The organism is Kitasatospora sp. NPDC127067, from assembly GCF_042724755.1.
In the GTDB taxonomy this organism is placed as follows: Bacteria; Actinomycetota; Actinomycetes; order Streptomycetales; family Streptomycetaceae; genus Kitasatospora; species Kitasatospora lactacystinica.
Map to the genome: position 1 here is coordinate 47,439 of NZ_JBHXEM010000002.1, position 21,605 is coordinate 69,043.

General features: G+C 72.7%; 11 protein-coding genes. 6 read left to right on the forward strand and 5 right to left on the reverse strand.

Annotated features, from left to right (window positions below; translation table 11 throughout):
- Positions 1-77: 77 nt before the first annotated feature.
- The 3 genes from ACFWJ4_RS01415 to ACFWJ4_RS01425 form a co-directional block, all read right to left on the reverse strand.
- Positions 78-1,319, reverse strand: a complete 1,242-nt coding sequence (locus tag ACFWJ4_RS01415; RefSeq protein ID WP_380538168.1) for an Ig-like domain-containing protein — start codon at positions 1,317-1,319, stop codon at positions 78-80.
- A gap of 214 nt (positions 1,320-1,533) precedes the next feature.
- Positions 1,534-2,793 (reverse strand): Ig-like domain-containing protein, encoded by a 1,260-nt coding sequence (locus tag ACFWJ4_RS01420; RefSeq protein WP_380538170.1) that lies wholly within the window; start codon positions 2,791-2,793, stop codon positions 1,534-1,536.
- A 197-nt stretch (positions 2,794-2,990) separates the two neighbouring features.
- The gene (locus tag ACFWJ4_RS01425) at positions 2,991-4,346 is read right to left on the reverse strand and encodes an Ig-like domain-containing protein (RefSeq protein ID WP_380538172.1); all 1,356 of its coding nucleotides are present in this window, start codon (positions 4,344-4,346) and stop codon (positions 2,991-2,993) included.
- 216 nt (positions 4,347-4,562) lie between these two features.
- Between ACFWJ4_RS01425 and glgX the strand changes: the two genes are divergently transcribed.
- Positions 4,563-6,797, forward strand: coding sequence for a glycogen debranching protein GlgX (glgX, locus tag ACFWJ4_RS01430; protein ID WP_380538174.1), 2,235 nt, complete (start codon positions 4,563-4,565; stop codon positions 6,795-6,797).
- Between the two features lie 10 nt (positions 6,798-6,807).
- On the opposite strand, the gene ACFWJ4_RS01435 is transcribed toward glgX, so the two are convergent.
- Entirely contained in the window at positions 6,808-8,235 is a 1,428-nt protein-coding gene (locus tag ACFWJ4_RS01435; RefSeq protein ID WP_380538176.1) for a family 2B encapsulin nanocompartment shell protein, read from the reverse strand.
- A 235-nt stretch (positions 8,236-8,470) separates the two neighbouring features.
- On the opposite strand from ACFWJ4_RS01435, the gene ACFWJ4_RS01440 reads away from it, so the two are divergent.
- A complete protein-coding gene (locus tag ACFWJ4_RS01440; RefSeq protein ID WP_380538178.1) occupies positions 8,471-10,321 on the forward strand; it encodes an ABC transporter ATP-binding protein in 1,851 nt (616 codons plus the stop codon).
- A complete protein-coding gene (locus tag ACFWJ4_RS01445) occupies positions 10,318-12,165 on the forward strand; it encodes an ABC transporter ATP-binding protein (protein WP_380538180.1) in 1,848 nt (615 codons plus the stop codon). Before ACFWJ4_RS01440 ends, ACFWJ4_RS01445 begins: the two co-directional genes overlap by 4 nt.
- A 169-nt stretch (positions 12,166-12,334) precedes the next feature.
- On the opposite strand, the gene glgP is transcribed toward ACFWJ4_RS01445, so the two are convergent.
- Positions 12,335-15,013, reverse strand: coding sequence for an alpha-glucan family phosphorylase (glgP, locus tag ACFWJ4_RS01450; protein ID WP_380538182.1), 2,679 nt, complete (start codon positions 15,011-15,013; stop codon positions 12,335-12,337).
- Positions 15,014-16,128: 1,115 nt separating this feature from the next.
- Here glgP and ACFWJ4_RS01455 point away from each other — a divergent pair.
- The 3 genes from ACFWJ4_RS01455 (at position 16,129) to ACFWJ4_RS01465 (ending at position 21,547) form a co-directional block, all read left to right on the forward strand.
- Complete coding sequence (locus ACFWJ4_RS01455; protein WP_380538269.1) at positions 16,129-18,084, forward strand: alpha-1,4-glucan--maltose-1-phosphate maltosyltransferase; 1,956 nt, start codon at positions 16,129-16,131, stop codon at positions 18,082-18,084.
- Positions 18,081-19,805: a maltose alpha-D-glucosyltransferase gene (gene treS / locus ACFWJ4_RS01460; protein WP_380348689.1), complete on the forward strand. Its 1,725-nt coding sequence runs from the start codon at positions 18,081-18,083 to the stop codon at positions 19,803-19,805. Before ACFWJ4_RS01455 ends, treS begins: the two co-directional genes overlap by 4 nt.
- Positions 19,806-20,056: 251 nt before the next feature.
- Positions 20,057-21,547 (forward strand): maltokinase, encoded by a 1,491-nt coding sequence (locus tag ACFWJ4_RS01465; RefSeq protein ID WP_380538184.1) that lies wholly within the window; start codon positions 20,057-20,059, stop codon positions 21,545-21,547.
- Positions 21,548-21,605 lie beyond the last annotated feature (58 nt).

Consider the following 21,605-nt stretch of genomic DNA (forward strand, 5'->3'; position numbering starts at 1 on the left):
TGCCGGAAGCAAGAAGGGGTCACCCGGGCCGACTTCCGTCAATCCCGGGTTGACCCCTCACGCGCCTCAGCAGCCGGTCACCAGTTGCTCCACGGCATGTTCCAACCGCTCAGCCCGTTCGCCGGGTCGAGCGTCTCCTTCCGGATCGAGTTCTTCACGACCATCACGTCGCCGACCAGCGAGCCGTCGTAGAACTTGCCCATGGAGGTGTTGGCGCCGCCGCCCTCGACGTCCTTGAGGCCCACGCAGCCGTGGCTGACGTTGTCCTCGCCGAAGGTGCTGCTGCTGCTCCAGTAGTTGCCGTGCACGTACGTGCCGGAGTCGGTGAGCCGCATCGAGTGCGGGACCTGGAGGTCGTACGGCGCGCCGGTCATCCCGGGCAGGGTGCTGGACTGCATCCGCACCACGCCCTCCTTCGACATGACCACCATCGTGCCGTTCCAGGTGGGGTGTTCGGGCGCTCCGGCACTGATGTCGATGTCGCTCGACGCACCGTCCCGTACGACCGTCATCTTGTGTGCCGCGGCGTCAACCGTCGAAACCTGGGACCGCCCGATCGTGAAGGGCTCGTCCCGGTCCGCGCCGTACACCCCCGGGGCGATCTCGACGCTCTTGAGCCGGTAGTGCACGACCACCCTGGTCCCGGGCGCCCAGTACTGCTCCGGGCGGAAGTCCAGCCGACGGTCGTTGAACCAGTGGCCCTTGACCACGGTGCCGTTGTCGGTCTGGAAGGTGATGCCCCGCAGGACCTCGTCCTTGTTCTTGACGTCCTTGCCGAAGTTCACCGAGACGATCATGCCGACGCCGTACGTGGCGTCGTTGTCCACGTTGTCGGAGGCCTTGACGAGCGCCGTCGGCGTCAGCGTGGTGAAGCTGCTGTCCGCCGTGGCGACCGCACCGTTCGCGTCCGCGGCCATCGCGCTGACCTGGTAGGCGGTGCCCACCTCCAGGCCGGCCGTGGGCGTCCAGGAGGCGCCGTCGGCGGAGATGGTGCCGGGGACCTCCTTGCCGGCCTTGTCGCTCACCTTGACGGTGGTGAGCCTGCCCCCGGTCGCGCCGATCCTGAGCGCGTTCGGCGCCACGTCCACCGAGCCGGCCTTGGGCTCGATGCTCACGGCGGCCGTGGAGACCTTCGGCACCGCGCTGGTGGGCGCCGCCGCGGGCGCCGTCGCCGCGGGCGTGGCAGCGGCCGCGCCGGCCCCCAGGTCGGCCTTGGCCGCGCTGCCCCCCGTACCCCCGCCGCCCCCGCCGCAGGCCGCCGTCAGCGTCATCGCCCCGCCGACCAGACCGACCGCCACCACTCTGCGTATCGACCTCAACGTCGATTCCCTCCCTCAGAAGATCCGAGAAACTCCCCGTGGACCCGACGGACCCGACCGGTTGCACGCATCCGGCCACCGGAAAGGTTGCGCCACGCGTGGGGCTGATCGCCCCGGAAACCGCGGCGGCCCGACCCCAACGGGTGAGGATCGGGCCGCGCGGCGAAGGACTCGCCGGAGGGCCCGGGTATCCGGGCCCTCCGGCGGGTAGGGCCTACCAGTTGGCCCAGTCCACGTTCCAGCCGCCCAGCCCGTTGGAGGGCGCGACGGTCTTCTCCTTGGTGTTCACGACCTTGATCGGGTCGCCGATCATCGAGTCGTTGAAGAACTTGCCCGCGACCGAGCTGTCGCTGCCGCCCTTCACGTCCTGCATCGACACGCAGCCGTGGCTGGCGTTGGTCTTGCCGAACGGGCTGGCCCAGTAGTTGCCGTGCACGAAGGTGCCGGAGGTGGTCAGCCGCATCGCGTGCGGCACGTCCTGGATGTCGTACTCGCCGCCGAGACCGACGGTCTGCGAGTTCATCCGGGTGACCTTCTCCTTGGACATGACCACCATGGTCCCGCCCCAGGACGGCGTGGCGTCCGCGCCCAGGGTGACCGACAGGGTGGCGCTCTGGCCGTCCCGCTCGACGGTCATCTGGTGCGACTTGGCGTCCGCGGTGGAGATCATCGACCGGCCGATGGTGAACGGCTCGTCCTTGTCCACGTCGCCGTAGATGCCGGGCGCGACCTCGACGTTCTTCAGCCGGTACTTGACGGTCACCTTGGTGCCCGGCGCCCAGTACTGCTCCGGGCGGAAGTCCACCCGGCGGTCGCCGAACCAGTGGCCCTTGACCACGGTGCCGTTGCTGGACTCGATGCTGATGCCCTTGACGACGGCGTCCTTGTTCTTGACGTCCTTGTTGAAGTTCACCGAGACGATCATGCCGACGCCGTAGGTGGCGCCGTCGCTGATGTTGTCGTTGGTGGCGATCTTCTTGTCCGGCGTCAGGGTGGTGAACGAGGTGGTGGACGCGGCCACCAGGCCCTCGCCGTCCTTCGCCTGCGCGTTCACCTTGTACGCCATGCCGACCGCGAGCGCCCCCGCGGGCTTCCAGCCGGCGCCGTCCGGGGTGATCGCCCCCTCGACCGGCTTTCCGTCCTTGTCGGTCACCTCGACCGTGGTGAGCCGGCCGTTGGAGACGGACACCTGGAGCCCGTTCGGCGGAACGTCCTGGGCGCCGTCCTTCGGCTCGACGGCGAGCACCGCGGCCGAGGGCTTCGGCGTGGCCGACCCGCCCCCGTCCGCCGCGGCCGAAGCCGAGGCCCCACCGCCGGCCGCCGAACCGCCCGAACCACCCGAACCGCTGCCCTTGTCGTCATTGCAGGCGGCGGTGAGCAGCAGCACCCCACCCATGACCAGCGCCATCGCGCTCCTGCGCCCGTAGCGGTTGGTGGTGCGTATCGCTGCGCCGGCCGTCTTACCCGTCTTCACGGTTTCTCCCCTCCCGGTATTCACTCACTTGACGCGTTGAGTGCCCCCATGAGTTGCACTGTCCGGCCGATCTTTCCGGCCGGACCCCGGACGCGCCGGAGCAGGATAACTAAGCCATCCGAGTGAAAGCTGAGGGGAGTCGGGTTGACGGCATGTGAAGCAGCCGTGAAGTCGGGACGGAACGGGACGGAAACCCCTTACGGCACGGCCGGCACCGGCGTCACGGGCGTCACGGGCGTCACGGTCGGCACGGAAACCACGGCCGGCACGGAAACCACGGCCGACGGAACCCCGGACTCGGACGCCCCGACCGACGCCGCCTGCGGCAGCGCGCTCCCCGCCACCCACTGCTCCCACGGCACGTTCCAGCCGTTGAGCCCGTTCTGCGGCGGCACGAAGTCCCCGGACGAGGCCCTCACCTCCAGCACGTCCCCCGGGATGGTGTGCTCGAACAGCCAGCCCGCCGGGGAGTCCTTGCTCGCCCCGCCCTTGGCGTCGGCCAGCCCGATGCAGCCGTGGCTGGTGTTGGCGGCGCCGAACACCCCCGGGTCCGCCCAGTAGTTGCCGTGCACGAAGGTGCCGGAGGTGGTGAGCCGCATGGCGTGCGGGACGTCCTTGATGTCGTACTCGTCGCCCATGCCGACGGTCTGCGAGTCCATCCGGGTCACCTTGTACTTCTCCGACACCACCATCACGCCCCGGTAGGTGGAGTGGTCCCGGCTGCCGCCGGAGACCTTGAGCACCCGGACCACCGCGCCGCCCTGGCCGGCCCGGACGGTCAGGGTGTGGGCGTCCAGGTCGACGGTGGAGACCTGCGCCCGGCCGACGGTGAAGTGCAGGTCCCGGCTCTGGGTGCCGAACTCCCCCGGCGCGCCCTGCACGTCCTTGAGCCGCAGCGCCACCGCGACCTTGGTGCCGGCCGCCCAGTACTGCTGCGGGCGGAAGTCCAGCCGCTGGCCGCCGAACCAGTGCGCGGCCACCGGCACCGGCGGGTCGGCGGCGACCTGGACGGCCTTCTCCACCGCCGCCCGGTCGGTGATCGGACGGCTGAAGCGCAGCGAGACCGGCATGCCGACGCCGACCGTGGAGCCGTCCTCCGGGGTGAAGAAGGCCACGAAGGTGTGCGCCCGGGCGACGGTCGTGAACGCCGAGTGCTGGGCCGCCTTCTGGCCCTGGTCGTCCTCCGCGACGGAGTCCAGGGTGAACGCGGTGCCGAGCGGCAGCGGGCCGTCCGGCGCCCAGCCGGTGCCGTCCGGGGCGATCGTGCCGGGAACCTCGGTGCCCTTGGCGTCGGCCAGCCGGACGGAGACCAGCCGGCCCTGCGCGGCGCTCACCCGGACGGCGCCCTCCGGCTGCACGTCCTGCGCGCCGTCGGCCGGCGTCACGGTGAGCACCGCCCGGGACGGCACCGCCGGCGCGGTGCGCCCACCGGCCGCGACCGCGTCCCCGTCCGGCACGGCCGTGGAGCCACCGCCGCCGCAACCCGTCAGGACGGCCAGGCAGCAGGCCACCGCCGCCGCGCCCCGCGCCCACACCCGTCCTCGGCGCCGCATCCCGGGGCCCTCCCACTGTTCACGTCCGACGCCGGGAACAACGAGGCGCATCGACGCGGGGACACGCCGATCGCCCCGGAATCCCCCTGTCCCGTCAACCCGCCACCCTGGCCGCCATCCGCCGGTAAGCCCCCGTTCAACGGCTTCCGATCTGCGCAATCCGGGAAGGAGAAGATGAACGGGGTCCGGGACACCCCGCCCAGGGAGGGTGCGGCCATGGCGTCAGGGCAGGAGCTGGAAGCCGGGGTACGGCCGGTCGGCGGTCCGCACCGCACCGCCGAACCGCCCTGGCCCGGCAGCTGGCAGCCGCTCGGCGCCCGCTGCCGCACCGACCGGCGCGGCCGCCGGGGCACCAACTTCGCGCTCTGGGCGGCCGGCGCCGAGGCCGTCGAACTGTGCCTGTTCGACGAGGACGGCCGGGAGAGCCGGCACCACCTCACCGAGCAGGACGTCCAGGTCTGGCACGGCTTCCTCCCCGGCGTGCGCCCCGGCACCCGCTACGGCTTCCGCGTGCACGGCCGCTGGGACCCGTGGACCGGCGCCCGCTGGAACCCGGCCAAGCTGCTGCTCGACCCGTACGCCCGTGCCGTGGACGGCTGTTACACCTCGCACGACGCCGTCTGCTCCGCCGTCCGCAACTGGCCCGAGGCGGACGTCGCCGACACCGTCCGGGACAACCGCGACTCCGCGCCGTACGTGCCCAGATCCGTGGTCGTCCACGACGACGACGACTGGTCCGACGACCACCGCCCGAGGACCCCGTGGGCCGAGACGGTGCTCTACGAACTGCACGTGCGCGGCTTCACCATGCGCCACCCCGACGTCCCGCCGCAGCTGCGCGGCACCTACGCCGGCCTCGCCCACCCCGCCGCCGTCGCCCACCTCACCCGCCTCGGGGTGACCGCCGTCGAGCTGCTGCCGGTGCACCAGCACGCCAGCGAGGACCACCTGCAGGCCCGCGGACTCGTCAACTACTGGGGCTACAACACGATCGGCTACTTCGCCCCGCACGCCGGCTACTCCGCCTCCGGCTCCCGCGGCGGCCAGGTCGGCGAGTTCAAGCGGATGGTCCGCGCCCTGCACGCCGCCGGGATCGAGGTGATCCTGGACGTGGTGTTCAACCACACCGCCGAGGGCGGCGCACTCGGCCCGGCGCTCTCGCTGCGCGGCATCGACAACGCCGCCTACTACCGCCTCCCGCCCAACCGCCCCCGCGGCTACGCCGACTACACCGGCTGCGGCAACACCCTGGACACCCGCCGCCCCCAGGTGATCCGGCTGATCACCGACTCGCTGCGCTACTGGGTCGCCGAGATGGGCGTGGACGGCTTCCGCTTCGACCTGGCCGCCGCGCTGGCCCGCGGTGGCCCGAACGGCGGCGACGCCGTCGACATGGACCACCCCTTCCTCGCCGCCGTCGCCCAGGACCCCCTGCTCAGCCGGGTGAAGCTGATCGCCGAGCCCTGGGACGTGGGCCCGGGCGGCTACCAGGTCGGCGGCTTCCCCCCGCTGTGGGCCGAGTGGAACGACAAGTACCGCGACACCGTAAGGGACTTCTGGCGCGGCGCCCGCCCGGACGTGCGCGAGCTCGGCTACCGCCTCTCCGGCTCCTCCGACCTCTACCAGCGGGCCGGCCGCCGCCCGGGCGCCTCGGTCAACTACGTGACGGCGCACGACGGTTTCACCCTGCGCGACCTGGTCTCCTACGACCGCAAGCACAACGAGGCCAACGGCGAGGACAACCGGGACGGCACCGAGGACAACCGCTCCTGGAACCACGGCGCCGAGGGCGAGACCGCCGACCCGGCGGTCAACTCCCTGCGCCTGCGCCAGCTGCGCAACCTGACGGCCACCCTGCTGCTCTCCGCCGGCGTCCCGATGATCACCGCCGGCGACGAGCTGGGCCGCACCCAGGGCGGCAACAACAACGCCTACTGCCAGGACAACGAGGTCGGCTGGCTGGACTGGTCGCTGCTGGAGCAGCCCGGCTGGCAGGAGCTGTGCGAACTCACCGCCCGGCTGGTCCGGCTGCGCCGGGCCCACCCGGTGCTGCGCCGCCGGGCGTTCTTCTCCGGCCGCGCCACCGCCCCCGACGGCCGGCCCGACCTCGTCTGGTTCACCCCGCGGGGCACCGAGATGACCGAGGCCGACTGGTTCGCGCCGACCGCCTGCCTCGGCATGCTGCTCTGCGGCACCGCGCTGTCCGAACGGGACGAAACCGGGCTGCCGCTCAGCGACGACAGCTTCCTGCTGCTGCTCAACGCGGGCCACGAACCGGTGGTGTTCACCCTGCCCGGCGAGCCCCGCGCGGCGCCTGCGGCCGGGCGGGAGACGGCGGCCGGTTGGGAGACGGTGGTCGACACCGCCGCGGACCCTGACGGACCGTACCCGCGCGGCGCCGTCGTACTGGGCGGGCGCTCGCTGCGGCTGCTGCGCGCGCCCGCCGCCTGAGGGCCCGGGCTCAGCCGCGGGCGTGCCCGAGCTCGACGTTCTCCAGCACCCCGATCGCGTCCGGCACCAGCACCGCCGCCGAGTAGTAGGTGCTGACCAGGTAGGAGGCGATCGCCTTCTCGTCGATGCCCATGAACCGCACGTTCAGGCCCGGCTCCACCTCGTCCGGGATGCCGACCTGGGTGAGGCCGACCACGCCCTGGTTGTCCTCGCCGACGCGCATCGCGATGAACGCGGTGGTCTGCTGGTCGGACACCGGGATCTTGTTGCACGGGAAGATCGGCACCCCGCGCCAGGTCGGCCGCTGCTTGCCGAGGACGTCGACGGTGGACGGGTAGACGCCGGCCCGGTTGCACTCCCGCTCGAAGGCCGCGATCGCCCGCGGGTGGGCGAACAGGTAGTCGGTGTCACGGCGCATGCTCAGCAGCTCGTCCAGGTCGTCCGGGGTGGGCGCCCCGGCGCGGGTCTGGATCCGCTGGTCGAAGTCGGCGTTGCCGAGCAGGCCGAACTCCGGGTTGTTGATGATCTCGTGCTCCTGCCGCTCCCGCAGGGCCTCGACGGTCAGCCGCAGCTGCTCCTCGGTCTGGTTCATCGGCTGGTTGTAGAGGTCCGCGACCCGGGTGTGCACCTTGAGCACGGTCTGCGCGACGCTCAGCTCGTACTCGCGCGGCTTCAGCTCGTAGTCCACGAAGGCGCCGGGCAGCTCGTACTCGCCCCGGTGGCCGGCCGAGAGGTCGATCCTCGCCTCGCCGTGCTCGTTCTGCGCCTGCGCGACGTCGGCGGCGAAGCCCAGCAGCTGCTCGCGCAGCGGCTCGGAGCGGCCGATCAGCTCCTGGAGCACCGGCCAGGACAGCGTCATCGCTACCCCGGAGGTGTTCGCCCGCACGGTGTACGGCCAGGTGCCGCCGCCCTCGGTGATCGCCTCGTCGCCGAGGTGGCCGCCGTCCGCGAGCGAGCCGAGCACGGTCTGCTCGCCGTACTTGCCGGTGCCGATCCGGTCCACCTTGCCGTGCGCGATCAGGAACACCTCCTCGATCGGCTCCCCCTCCCGCACCAGCACGTCGCCCTGCGCGAAGTCCCGCTGCACGAACCGGCGGGCCATCTCGGCCAGCACCTCCTCGTCCTCGAAACCGCGCAGCGCCGGAACCTCGGCCAGCGAGGGGGCGATCACCGCCACCGCGGAGCCGGTCTTCGCGAAGCTCACCCGGCCCTGCCCGGGGGCGAAGCTCAGCCGCCGGTTGACCCGGTAGGTGCCCGCGCTGACCTGCACCCACGGCAGCATCCTCAGCAGCCAGCGGGAGGTGATCTCCTGCATCTGCGGCTTCGACTTGGTCGTCGTCGCCAGGTTCCGCGCCGCGGTCGTGCTGAGGCTGAGCTGGGCCCGTACCTGCACGATTGCGGAGCCGGGCCCCGGGGTGGGTTCGGTTTCGACCGTCATGTGTGCACTCCTGTCACTCGCGCATCAAAGGGCATCCGTCAGGAGGTGTCATCGACCGATCAGCAGGGCGCTCGCAAGAGGCGCGCGGCGCACTCCTCCCCGCACGAACGGCTGCGCGCGCCCCCGTCCTTGGCGCCCGACCCGGCCATTCGGGTGGCCGGTTCTCGGCGGGCCGCACCGACAGGGGCGAAAAACCGGATGAGAAGTGACGGGCTCTGTGCCTACCCTCACCGCGATGGCCGAGAACAGGCAGGACCACGACAACCCGCCCGACGAACCCGACGGAACCGGCCGGACCGGGACCGGCCCGCGGCACTCCGCGGTCCGCTCCCTGCTGCGCCTGTGGCCGTACGCCCGTGCCGTCCGCGGCCGGCTGGCCGTCTCGGTGACGGCCGCGACGCTCGCCATGCTGAGCACCCTCGCCGTCCCGGTGGTCCTCGGCCGGATCGTGGACGGCCCGCTCGCCGAGCGCGACCTCGCCGGACTCTGGCCCCTGGTCGGCCTGCTGCTGCTCCTCGGCCTGGTCGAGTCGGCACTGTTCTACACCCGCCGGGTGGTGCTGGCCCGCCCGCTGGCCGGGCTGGAGACGGCGATGCGCGGGGACCTCTTCGCCAAGCTCCAGCGGCTGCCGGTCTCCTTCCACGACCGCTGGGGCTCCGGCCAGTTGCTCTCCCGGGCCACCGCCGACATGTACACCATGCGGCTGTTCCTGGCCTTCCCGCTGGTCTTCCTGATCGTCAACTCGGTGATGTTCCTGGCCGGCACGGTGCTGATGTTCACCCAGGACTGGCGGCTCGCCCTGATCGCCCTGATCCCGGTCGTCCCGCTGTTCGTGGTCACCCGGCGGTTCGAGACCGGCTACTCCGGCGCCACCCGGCGCGCCCAGGACCAGAACGGGGACCTCGCCACCGTGGTCGAGGAGTCCGTCCTCGGCATCCGCATCCTCAAGGCCTTCGGCCGCCACCGCTCGATGGCCGAGCGCTTCCGCGCCCAGTCCCAGGAGCTGCGCCGCACCGAGCTGCGCAAGGCGCACCTGCTCGCCAACCTGTGGGCGATCACCGTCGGCCTGCCGGAGATCGCGCTGGGCTGCGCCCTCGCCGTCGGCGCCTACCTGGTGGCGAACGACGGCCTGAGCGCCGGCACCCTGGTCGCCTTCCTCTCCACCGCGCTCGCGCTGCGCTGGCCCGTCGAGTCGCTCGGCTGGCTGCTCGCCTACGGCAACGACGCGGCCACCGCCACCGACCGCTTCTTCGAAGTGATGGACGAGCCGGAGACCCCGGACCCGGGCACCGCCGCCGAACTCGCCGCCGCGGACGGCATCCGCTTCACCGGCGTCCGCTTCCGCTACCCCGACGCCCCCGGGGACAGCCCCGACCTGCTGGCCGGCATCGACCTGCACGTCCGCAGCGGCGAGACGATGGCCCTGGTCGGCGCCACCGGCAGCGGCAAGACCACGCTCACCGCCCTGCTCCCCCGCCTGTACGACGCCACCGCCGGCACCATCACGCTGGACGGCCGGGACGTCCGCGAGCTGCCCCGGCAGCGGCTGCGCGAACTCGTCGCGGTCGCCTTCGAGGAGCCCACCCTGTTCTCCGCCACCGTCCGGGAGAACGTCCTGATGGGCGCCCCGGGCGCCGGCGAGGAGCAGCTGCGCACCGCCCTCGCCACCGCCCAGGCCGGCTTCGTCGAGAAGCTCCCGCAGGGCCCGGACACCGAGGTCGGCGAGCAGGGACTGAGCCTGTCCGGCGGCCAGCGCCAGCGCCTCGCGCTGGCCCGCGCGGTGGTCGGCGACCCGGCCTTCCTGGTGCTGGACGACCCGCTCTCCGCCCTGGACGTGCACACCGAGGCCCTGGTCGAGCGGGCGCTGCGCGAGGTCCTCGGCACCACCACCGCCCTGGTCGTCGCCCACCGCCCCAGCACCGTGCTGCTCGCCGACCGGGTCGCGGTGCTGGCCGACGGCCGGATCGCGGCCGTCGGCACCCACCAGGAACTGCTGCGCGACTGCGCGCACTACCGAGAACTGATGTCGGGCGAGGCCGCCCCGGTGCCCGAGGGCTCCCTCGCGTCGAAAGGAGGGCGCGCATGACCACCACCGCCGAACCCGTCCGGACCGGGCCCGCCGAGCCGGCCGAGGAGGAGCTGCCCGCGCCTCCCGCCGACGAGGAGGACATCCCCGTCCCACCGGGCGCGCCCCGGGCGCTGCTGCGCTCGCTGCTCGGCCCCCACCGGGCCCGGATCACCATCGCGATGGTGATCATCCTGGTCCAGCAGGCCGCGCTCCAGACCGGACCGTTGCTGGTCGCGGTGGCGATGGACCGCGGCATCCCGGCGCTGCGCGAGCACGACTCCGGCCCGCTGATCGCGGTGGTCGCGGCCTACCTGTTCTGCGCGCTGCTCAGCCCGGTGCTGCAGTGGGCGTTCATCAAGATCAGCGCCCGGGTCAACCAGGACATCGTGCTGGAGCTGCGCGGCCGGATCTTCCGGCACGCCCAGCGGCTCAGCCTGGACTTCCACGAGCGCTACACCTCGGGCCGGATCATCTCCCGCGCCACCAGCGACATCGACGCGCTGCGCGAGCTGCTCTCCGAGGGCCTGCAGGAGCTGCTGACGGTCTTCCTGTCGGTCTGCTACATCTCGGTGCTGCTGCTGGTGCTGGACTGGCGGCTCGGCCTGGTCTCGCTGGCGGCCTTCCTGCCGCTGGCCCTGATCGCCCGCTCCTTCCGCCGCCGCTCGCGCCGGGTCTACCGGCGCTCGCGCACCTCGGCGGCCTCGCTGATCGTCCGCTTCACCGAGACCATGAACGGCATCCGTCCGGTGCAGGCCTTCCGCCGCGAGAAGGCCAACGACGCCGCCTTCGCCGTGGTCAACCAGCAGTCCGCCACCGCGACGGCGGACGGCCTGCTGGAGATCGCCCGCTACGTCGGCCTCTCCCGCGCCACCGCCAACCTGTGGACCACCGGCGTGGTGCTGCTCGGCGCCTACCTGGTCGTGGACGACGCGCTGGAGCTGGGTGTGCTCACCGCCTTCGCGCTCTACCTGCGCCGGCTCTTCGACCCGATCGACCAGCTGGCGATGTTCCTGAACAGCTACCAGTCGGCCGCCGCCGCCCTGGAGAAGATCTCCGGCCTGCTCGCCCACGAGCCGACCGTCGCCGAGCCGGCCGAGCCCGTCGAGCTGCCCCGGGCCGACGGCAAGGGCCGGGCGGTGGCCTTCGAGGGCACCCGCTTCGCCTACCGGACCGGCAAGGAGGTGCTGCCGCCCTTCGACCTGTCGATCCCGGCCGGGCAGACGGTGGCGGTGGTCGGCGCGACCGGCGCGGGCAAGTCGACGGTCGCCAAGCTGCTGGCCCGCTTCTACGACCCGACCGACGGCCGGATCCGGCTGGACGGCGTGGAACTGCGCGACCTGGCCACCCCCGAACTGCGGCGCGGGGTGGTGATGGTCACCCAGGAGTCCTTCCTGTTCTCCGGCACCGTCGCCGAGAACATCGCGATCGGCCGCCCCGGCGCCACCCGCGCGGAGGTCGAGCAGGCCGCCCGCGACATCGGCGCGTACGAGTTCATCGCCGCCCTGCCGGACGGCTTCGACACCGACGTGCGCAAGCGCGGCGGCCGGATCTCGGCCGGCCAGCGCCAGCTGGTGGCCTTCGCCCGCGCCCTGCTGGCCGACCCGGCGGTGCTGATCCTGGACGAGGCGACCAGCTCGCTGGACGTCCCCGGGGAGCAGGCCGTGCAGCGGGCGATGCGCACCGTGCTGGCCGGCCGGACGGCGGTGATCATCGCCCACCGGCTCTCCACCGTGGAGATCGCCGACCGTGTCCTGGTGATGGATCAGGGCCGGATCGTGGAAGATGGCTCCCCACAGGAGCTGATCGACGGCTCCGGCCGTTTCGCCGCCCTCCACCGGGCCTGGCGGGACAGCCTGGTCTAGGGTCCGGCTCCGGGCCCCATGAATGTGCCCGCCCGGGTGCGCCGTCACGCACCCGGCCGGGCCTCCCCACTTCCCGACCGGACCTACGGGCCCGGCCGCGGCCGCGGTTCACGGCCGCCCCGCGGGCCGCCGCCGTCCCCGCCGGGACGCACGGCAGCCGCCCGCGGGGTCAGCGCAGCAGTCCGGCGTCCATCCCGGCCGACTCGGCCGGCAGGGCGACCAGCCCCAGCTCGGCCGGCGAGGCCAGCCGGGGGTGCGCGGGCAGCACCCGGACGGTGTAGCCGAACGGGCCGGTCCGGCACAGCTCCAACGAGCCCTCGTAGCGGGTGCGGCCGTCCAGGTCCGGCCCGCCGACCGGCTTGAGGGCGAGCAGGCAGGCGTCCGAGATCCGGTCCCGTTCGTCCACCCGGCCGGAGACCGCCTGCACCTCGACGTCGCCCGGTTCCAGCGTCCCGAGCGCGACCTGCACCCGCAGCGCCAGCGAGCTGCCCAGCTCCTGCGCCTCGGCCGGGCAGTCCGCCTCGACGTGCTCGACCCGGACGGCCGGCCACGCCTCCCGGACCTTCGCCTTCCAGACCGCCAGCTCGCGCGCGCCCGTGAACCGCCCGGTCGCGTGCTGCCCAGCCAGCTCCCGCTGGGCCTGCGCCGCCGGGGCGTACAGCCGTTCGACGTACTCCCGGACCATCCGCCCGGCCAGCACCTTGGGCCCGAGGGTGACCAGGGTGTGCCGGACCATGGCGATCCACTGCTGCGGCAGCCCGTCGGCGTCCCGGTCGTAGAACCGGGCGGCGACCTGGTTCTCGATCAGGTCGTAGAGCGCGGCCGCCTCGATGTCGTCGCGCCGCTCGGCCTCGCCACTGTCCGGGTCGAGCGCCCCGCCGCTCTCGTCGGCGGTGGGGATCGCCCAGCCGTTGCGGCCGTCGAACCACTCGTCCCACCAGCCGTCCAGGACGGACAGGTTGAGGCAGCCGTTGAGCGCGGCCTTCATCCCGGAGGTGCCGCAGGCCTCCAGCGGGCGCAGCGGGTTGTTCAGCCAGACGTCGCAGCCCGGGTAGAGGCGCTGGGCCATCGCCATGTCGTAGTCCGGCAGGAAGACGATCCGGTGCCGCACCGCCGGATCGTCGGCGAAGGCGACCATCTGCTGGATCAGCCGCTTGCCGCCGTCGTCGGCCGGGTGGGCCTTGCCGGCGACGACGATCTGCACCGGCCGGGTGGGGTGCAGCAGCAGTCCGCGCAGCCGCTCCGGGTCGCGCAGCATCAGGGTGAGCCGCTTGTACGAGGGCACCCGGCGGGCGAAGCCGATGGTGAGCACGTCGGGGTCGAGCACCGAGGAGACCCAGCCGAGCTCGGCCGCGCCGGCCCCGCGCCGGCGCCAGGAGGCGTGCAGCCGGCGGCGGGCCTCCTCCACCAGCTGGGCCCGCAGGGTGCGCCGCAGCTCCCAGACCTCGGTGTTGCCGATGCGTTCCAGTCCGCTCCAGCGCCGGGTCTCGCCGGTGGTCATCGCTTCCTCGGCGCGCTCGGCGCCGAGTTCGGCGGCGCCGAGCCGGACCACCGCCGGGTCGATCCAGGTGGCGGCGTGCACGCCGTTGGTGACCGAGGTGATCGGCACCTCCGCGGGGTCGAAGCCGGGCCACAGGCCGTTGAACATCGAGCGGCTGACCTCGCCGTGCAGGGTGGAGACCCCGTTGGCGCGCTGGGCGAGCCGCAGTCCCATGGCGGCCATGTTGAAGAGCTTCGGGTCCCCGTCGGGCCAGCTCTCGGCGCCGAGCGCGAGCACCTGGTCGACCGGTACGCCCGGCAGCGTGGCGTCGCCGCCGAAGTGGCGGGCGACCAGCTCGCGGTCGAAGCGGTCGATGCCGGCCGGGACGGGCGTGTGGGTGGTGAAGAGGGTGCCGGCCCGGACGGCCTCCAGGGCGGCGGCGAAGTCGAGGCCGGCCCGGCCGTCGGCGATCAGTTCGCGGATGCGTTCGACGCCGAGGAAGCCGGCGTGGCCCTCGTTGGTGTGGAAGACGTCGGGGGCGGGGTGCCCGGTGAGCCGGCAGTAGGTTCGCACCGCCCGGACGCCGCCGATGCCGAGCAGCATCTCCTGGAGCAGCCGGTGCTCGCTGCCGCCGCCGTACAGCCGGTCGGTGACGTCCCGCTCGGCCGGCGAGTTGGCCTCGATGTCGGAGTCGAGCAGCAGCAGCGGGACCCGCCCGACCTGGGCCTTCCAGATGTGGGCGGCCAGGGTGCGGCCGCCGGGCAGGGCGAGGTCGACCCGGCCGGGGGTGCCGTCGGCCTCCCGCAGCAGGCTGACCGCGAGTTCGTCCGGATCGAGCAGCGGATAGCGCTCCTGCTGCCAGCCGTCCCGGCTCAGGGACTGCCGGAAGTAGCCGTGGCGGTAGAACAGGCCGACGCCGACGACCGGCACGCCGAGGTCGCTGGCGGCCTTGAGGTGGTCGCCGGCCAGGATGCCGAGGCCGCCGGAGTACTGGGGCAGCGCGGCGGCGATGCCGTACTCGGGCGAGAAGTAGGCGATCGCGGCGGGCAGCGGGGCGGCGTCGGACTGCTGCCGGTTCTGGTACCAGCGGGGGCCGGTGAGGTACTCGCGCAGGTCGTCGGCGAGGTCGCCGAGTCTGCGCAGGAAGCGCCGGTCCGTGGCGAGTGCGGCCAGTCGGGCGGCCGGGACCTCCCCGAGCAGCCGTACCGGGTCCTCGCCGGTCGCGGCCCAGACCTCCGGGTCCACGGACCGGAAGAGGTCCCTGGTCTCGGGGTGCCAGGACCAGCGCAGGTTGAGGGCCAGCTCGTGCAACGGCTGGAGTTGTTCGGGCAGGACGGTGCGGACGGTGAATCTGCGGATTGCCTTCACGGCGTGAAGCGTAGCCTCGGCGGTCGGCCCGACAGTGCGTCAAGTGGGCTATTGGGCATCCGTTCGGGCTATTGATGAGATCGCATTCGGCGCATTGGTCTGCACGAGGGGCGCGCGAGGCGCACATTTCGGGGGCCCGCGCTACCAATACGTGAACTCTTCGGTACGACTCCATTTCCGGGGGCCCGTCCACCCGGGAGAAGGCCCGAAACTACTGTCGTACCGCTGCAAAAACCTTGTCGCCGGTGCGAGGATGACCGAAGGTCGTTGGTGCTGTGGGGAGAGCGACGACGGGTGGCGTCCCCCGCGAAGCAGCACGTCCGAATCCTTTTCGTGTTGGCCGTTCCCGTCCTTCTTAGCCCATTCGGCGCTCACCGCGCACGGACGCGTGTCCTGACGCCCGGCCCGCTCGTTCACGGGTGGACCGGGTCGGCCGGGGCGTGGCCCGCGCAGGCGTGCGCCGGGACGCACACGGGCTCCGGGGCGTCCCACCACCGGCTCGGCGGGCGCCGGGCAGGTTGCCGGGAACAGCGGCGCGGGCAGGCTCCGGTGGCACGTCCTCCCCACCCAGCAGTCCTCCGGTACTCCCCCGGCCCGACCCCGGCCCGCGGGGAGCTGCCGCCGATCTCGGGCAGGAGCTTGGCATGCACGGCGACACGCGGGACCAGTCCACACCGGTGGCCGAAGGCCTCGACGCAGCGGTCGCGGAATCCGCCGGACGGATGGATTCTGACACTCGGACAGATCCGGCGATGCCGGCGCCGAGGGCGTCCGGGGCGGTCGGTGGCGGATCCTCCGAAGCCCAGCCCCCCGCGGCACAGCCCTCCGCGACCCGACACCCCGGAAGCGAGGAGGACCGGACCGCGGCGCCCCGCCGGCGCACCACCACGCGCCGCACCACCGCCACCGCGTCGGCCACCACCCCGAAGGCCGGCACCGGGGCCGATCCCGCGCCGCGCCGCCGGACGGCCGCAGCCAAGGCGCCCGCCGAACCGGCGGCCGCCCGCCGGACCGCGGCCGAACCCGCCGGGAGGACCGTCGGCAAGGCCGCCGCCAAGCCCTCCGCCAAGCCCTCCGCCAAGCCCTCCGCCCGCAAGACGACAGAGAGCGACACCGTGATCGGCCGCATCCCCGTCCTGGACGTCAGTCCCCTCGTCGACGCCGGCCGCCGCCCGGCCAAGGCCGTCGTCGGCGAGACCTTCCCGGTCACCGCGACCGTCTTCCGCGAGGGCCACGACGCCGTCAACGCCAACGTGGTGCTGCGCGACCCGCGCGGCCGCAGCGGCCCGTGGACGCCGATGCGCGAACTGGCCGAGGGCACCGACCGCTGGGGCGCGTACGTCACCCCGACCGCGCCCGGGCGCTGGTCGTACCTGGTGGAGGCGTGGAGCGACCCGGTCGCCACCTGGCGCAAGACCGCCGCGGTGAAGCTGCCCGCCGGGATCGACACCGCGCTGGTCCTGGAGGAGGGCGCCCGGCTGCTGGAGCGGGCCGCGGCCGGGGTGCCCAAGAAGGAGGGCCGCGCCGACCTGCTGGCCGCCGCCGACGCGCTGCGCGACCCGACCATGCCGCCGCTGTCCCGGCTGGCCGCCGCGCTCGCCCCCGAGGTGCTCGACGTGCTGGTCCGCCACCCGCTGCGCGAGCTGCTCAGCGCCTCCCGCCCGCTGCCGCTCCAGGTGGACCGCGAGCGCGCGCTGTTCGGCTCCTGGTACGAGTTCTTCCCCCGCTCGGAGGGCGCCGTGGTGGACCCGACCGGCGTCGAGCCGCCGCGCCCGGGCAACCTGCGCACCGCCGCCGAGCGGCTGCCGGCCGTCGCCGCGATGGGCTTCGACGTGGTCTACCTGCCGCCGGTCCACCCGATCGGCCGTGCCTTCCGCAAGGGCCCGGACAACACCCTGACGGCCGGTCCGCACGACGTCGGCTCGCCCTGGGCGATCGGCTCCCCCGAGGGCGGCCACGACGCGGTCCACCCGGACCTCGGCACCATCGAGGACTTCGACCACTTCGTCGCCGAGGCCAACGCGCTGCACCTGGAGGTGGCGCTGGACTTCGCCCTCCAGTGCTCCCCCGACCACCCCTGGGTGAACAAGCACCCGGAATGGTTCAGCCACCGCGCGGACGGCACCATCGCGTACGCCGAGAATCCGCCGAAGAAGTACCAGGACATCTTTCCGGTCAACTTCGACCAGGACATGGACGGAATCGTCAAGGAAACCATCCGGATCCTCCGGTTCTGGATGTCCCACGGCATCCGGATCTTCCGGGTCGACAACCCGCACACCAAACCGGTGGCGTTCTGGGAGAAGGTGCTCGCCGACGTCGCCCGGACCGACCCCGACGTCGTGTTCCTGGCGGAGGCCTTCACCCGCCCGGCGATGATGCACACCCTGGCGAAGATCGGATTCCACCAGTCGTACACGTACTTCACCTGGCGCACCACCAAACCGGAACTCACCGAGTACCTCACCGAACTCACCGGTGACGCCGCCGCCTACATGCGGCCCAACTTCTTCGCCAACACCCCGGACATCCTGCACGCGTACCTCCAGCACGGCGGCCGGGCCGCCTTCGCGGTCCGCGCGGTGCTCGCCGCCACCCTCTCCCCCAGCTACGGCGTCTACGCCGGCTACGAGCTGTACGAGGACGAGCCGGCCCACCCGGGCTCCGAGGAGTACCTCCACTCGGAGAAGTACGAACTGCGCCCGCGCGACTGGAGCCGCACCGACACCCTGGCCCCGCTGCTGACCGTGCTGAACCGGCTGCGCCGCCGCCACCCCGCCCTCCAGCAGCTGCGCGACCTGCGCTTCCACCCCACCGACAACGACCAGGTGCTCGCCTACTCCAAGACCGCGACCACCCCCGAGGGGCTCACCGACCAGGTCATCACCGTGGTGAACCTCGACCCGCACCACGTCCAGGAGGCCACCGTCACGCTGGACGGCGACGGCCCGTACGCGGTGCACGACGAGCTCACCGGCGCCGTCTTCACCTGGGGCCGGCACAACTACGTCCGGCTCGATCCCTCAGCCGAGCCGGCTCACCTCCTCACGGTTCGGAGGAACCCAGCGTGACAGTGAACGAGCCCGTCCCCGACACCTTCCCCGAGACCTCGAAGAAGACGCTCGACCCCGACTGGTTCAAGCGTGCGGTCTTCTACGAGGTGCTGGTGCGGTCCTTCCAGGACAGCAACGGCGACGGGGTCGGGGACCTCAAGGGGCTCACGGCCAAGCTCGACTACCTCCAGTGGCTCGGGATCGACTGCCTCTGGCTCCCCCCGTTCTTCGCCTCGCCCCTGCGCGACGGCGGGTACGACGTGTCCGACTACACCTCGGTGCTGCCGGAGTTCGGCGACCTCGCCGACTTCATGGAGTTCGTCGACGCCGCCCACGCCCGCGGCATGCGCATCGTCATCGACTTCGTCATGAACCACACCAGCGACCAGCACCCGTGGTTCCAGGCCTCCCGGACGGACCCGGACGGGCCGTACGGCGACTTCTACATGTGGGCCGACGACGACAAGCAGTACCCGGACGCCCGGATCATCTTCGTCGACACCGAGACGTCCAACTGGACCTACGACCCCGTCCGCAAGCAGTACTTCTGGCACCGCTTCTTCTCGCACCAGCCGGATCTCAACTACGACAACCCCCGGGTCCAGGACGAGATGATCGCCGGGCTGCGGTTCTGGCTCGACCTCGGCATCGACGGCTTCCGGCTGGACGCGGTGCCGTACCTGTTCGCCCGCGAGGGCACCAACTGCGAGAACCTGCCGGAGACCCACGAGTTCCTCCAACGGGTCCGCAAGGAGATCGACGCCAACTATCCGGACACCGTGCTGCTCGCCGAGGCGAACCAGTGGCCGGAGGACGTCGTCGACTACTTCGGCGACTTCGCCTCCGGCGGCGACGAGTGCCACATGGCGTTCCACTTCCCGGTGATGCCGCGGATCTTCATGGCGGTGCGCCGGGAGTCCCGCTACCCGGTGTCGGAGATCCTCGCCAAGACCCCGCAGATCCCCGGCGGCTGCCAGTGGGGCATCTTCCTGCGCAACCACGACGAGCTGACCCTGGAGATGGTCACCGACGAGGAGCGCGACTACATGTACGCGGAGTACGCCAAGGACCCGCGGATGCGCGCCAACGTGGGCATCCGCCGCCGGCTCGCCCCGCTGCTGGAGAACGACCGCAACCAGATCGAGCTGTTCACCGCCCTGCTGCTCTCCCTGCCCGGCTCCCCGGTGCTCTACTACGGGGACGAGATCGGCATGGGCGACAACATCTGGCTCGGCGACCGGGACGGCGTGCGCACCCCGATGCAGTGGACCCCGGACCGCAACGCGGGTTTCTCCTCCGCCGACCCGGGCAGGCTCAGTCTGCCGCCCATCATGGACCCGGTGTACGGCTACCAGGTGACCAACGTCGAGGCGCAGCAGAGCAGTTCGAGTTCGCTGCTGCACTGGACGCGTCGCATGATCGAGATCCGCAAGCTCAATCCGGCGTTCGGCCTCGGCGGCTACGCCGAACTGCCCTCCAGCAACCCCGCCGTACTGGCCTTCGTGCGCGAGCACGAGGGGGACCTGGTCATGTGCGTGAACAACTTCTCGCGGTTCGCGCAGCCGACCGAGCTGGACCTGCGGCAGTACGGCGGGCGGTATCCGGTCGAGCTGATCGGCGGGGTGCGCTTCCCGTCGATCGGCGAGTGGCCCTACCTGCTCACCCTGGCCGGGCACGGCTTCTACTGGTTCCAGCTCCGGCAGCCCCCGCGCCTGAGCGGGACCAGGCGATCGAAGTAACGATCCGCCGCACGCCGCACACCAGCGTGAACAGCACCATCAGACCCTCCGGGGGCGCGAGTTGAACCCCCGCGCCCCCGGAGTTCTCTGCACCACCGCGTACGGAGAACAGCCCAACGGCCACCCACACGAAGGCGTGACACCCGAGCCGTGCTCGCGTGCCGCGACCGCCGCGCCGCCGCAATCCGGAAGACTGACGGACCCGGCCACGACCCGTCGGGCAGTCCGCGTGCTTCCGGGGAAAGGGAGCCATGTCCGAAATCTCCCGTTCTCAAGCCCACCTCCAGGACGGCGCCCCCGCCGGTTCCGCCGCCGCGGCGGGCACCCGGGGCGCCGGGGTCCGGAGAACCGCCCTGGGCGTCAGCGAACTCGTCCAGGCGGCCCTGCCGCTGATCGCGGCGTGGCTGCCCACCCAGCGCTGGTACGCCGGCAAGGGGCGGCCCATCACCGGCCTCACCCCGGTGGTCGGCACCCCGCTGCAGGTCGGCGACCCGGCCCTGCTCCACCTGTTGCTACGGGTCGAGCACGCCACCACGGCCGGCGCCCCGCACGGCGACATCTACCAACTGCTGCTCGGCATCCGCTCCGGCGGGCTCGGGGACATCGGGCCCGGCGCCGTACTCGGCCGGCTCAGCCAGGGCCCGTACGACGGCGCGACCCTCTACGACGCGGTGCACGACCCGGAACTCACCGGGCGGCTGCTGGAACACCTGGCCACCGGCGACCGCTTCGGCGCGCTGTCCTTCCGCCGCACCCCCGGCTCGGGGCTGCCCGCCAACCTCCCCGGCCGCGCCTCCACCGCCGAGCAGTCCAACAGCTCGGTCATCTACGGCACCTCGTACATCCTCAAGCTGTTCCGCCGCATCCACCCCGGCACCAACCCCGACCTCGAACTCTCGCTCGCGCTCTCCCGGGCCGGGTCCACCCGCATCCCCCGGGTCGCCGCCTGGTTCGAGAGCCGGATGGAGCGCGCCGAGCCCGCCACCCTCGGGCTGCTGCAGCGCTACCTGCCGGACGCCGAGGACGGCTGGGAACTGGCCCTCGACCAGGTCGGCCGGCTCAAGGGCGACCGGTCCCCGGGCAACTTCGCCATCGAGGCGCACCGGCTCGGCCGGGCCACCGCCGAGGTGCACCGGGTGCTGGCCCGCTCGATGCCGGTCGCCCGGCTCGACCGCACCCAGACCGGACGCCTGGCCGGCGCGATGGCCGACCGGCTGGACAGCGCCGTGGCCGCCGTCCCCGGGCTGCTGCGCTTCCGGGCCGCGCTGCGCGCCGCCTTCCAGCAGCTCGCCGACGCCCACCCGGACGGTCTGCCGGTCCAGCGCATCCACGGCGACCTGCACCTCGGACAGGCGATGCGCACCCCGCACGGCTGGGTGCTGCTGGACTTCGAGGGCGAGCCGGCCAAGTCCGTCAACGAGCGCCGCGAGCCGCAGCCGGCCCTGCGCGACGTCGCCGCGATGCTGCGCTCCTTCGACTACGCGGCCGCCCACCTGCTGGCCGGCGGCCCGGTCGACCCGGAGCTGGCCCACCTGGCCGCCGCCTGGGCCCAGCGCAACCGCACCGCCTACTGCGCCGGCTACACCGCCGGCGGCGGCGCCGACCCGGCCGCCTCGCCGGAGCTGATGCGCGCGCTGGAGATCGACAAGGCGGTGTACGAGGTGGTGTACGAGGCCCGGCACCGGCCTAGCTGGCTGCCGATCCCGCTGGCCGCGATCAACCGGCTGGCCCTGTCCGTCTGACCCCCCGCTTCCTGTACCGCCCGCAGGAGTTCGCCCACCCCCGTCGCAGGAGGACCCC

Excerpts from the sequence above, each read along its gene's own strand:
- ACFWJ4_RS01445 (WP_380538180.1), top strand. The coding sequence starts at position 10,318 with ATGACCACCACCGCCGAACCCGTCCGGACCGGGCCCGCCGAGCCGGCC.
- glgX (WP_380538174.1), top strand. The coding sequence starts at position 4,563 with ATGGCGTCAGGGCAGGAGCTGGAAGCCGGGGTACGGCCGGTCGGCGGT.
- ACFWJ4_RS01425 (WP_380538172.1), bottom strand. The coding sequence starts at position 4,346 with ATGCGGCGCCGAGGACGGGTGTGGGCGCGGGGCGCGGCGGCGGTGGCC.
- ACFWJ4_RS01435 (WP_380538176.1), bottom strand. The coding sequence starts at position 8,235 with ATGACGGTCGAAACCGAACCCACCCCGGGGCCCGGCTCCGCAATCGTG.
- ACFWJ4_RS01465 (WP_380538184.1), top strand. The coding sequence starts at position 20,057 with ATGTCCGAAATCTCCCGTTCTCAAGCCCACCTCCAGGACGGCGCCCCC.
- ACFWJ4_RS01440 (WP_380538178.1), top strand. The coding sequence starts at position 8,471 with ATGGCCGAGAACAGGCAGGACCACGACAACCCGCCCGACGAACCCGAC.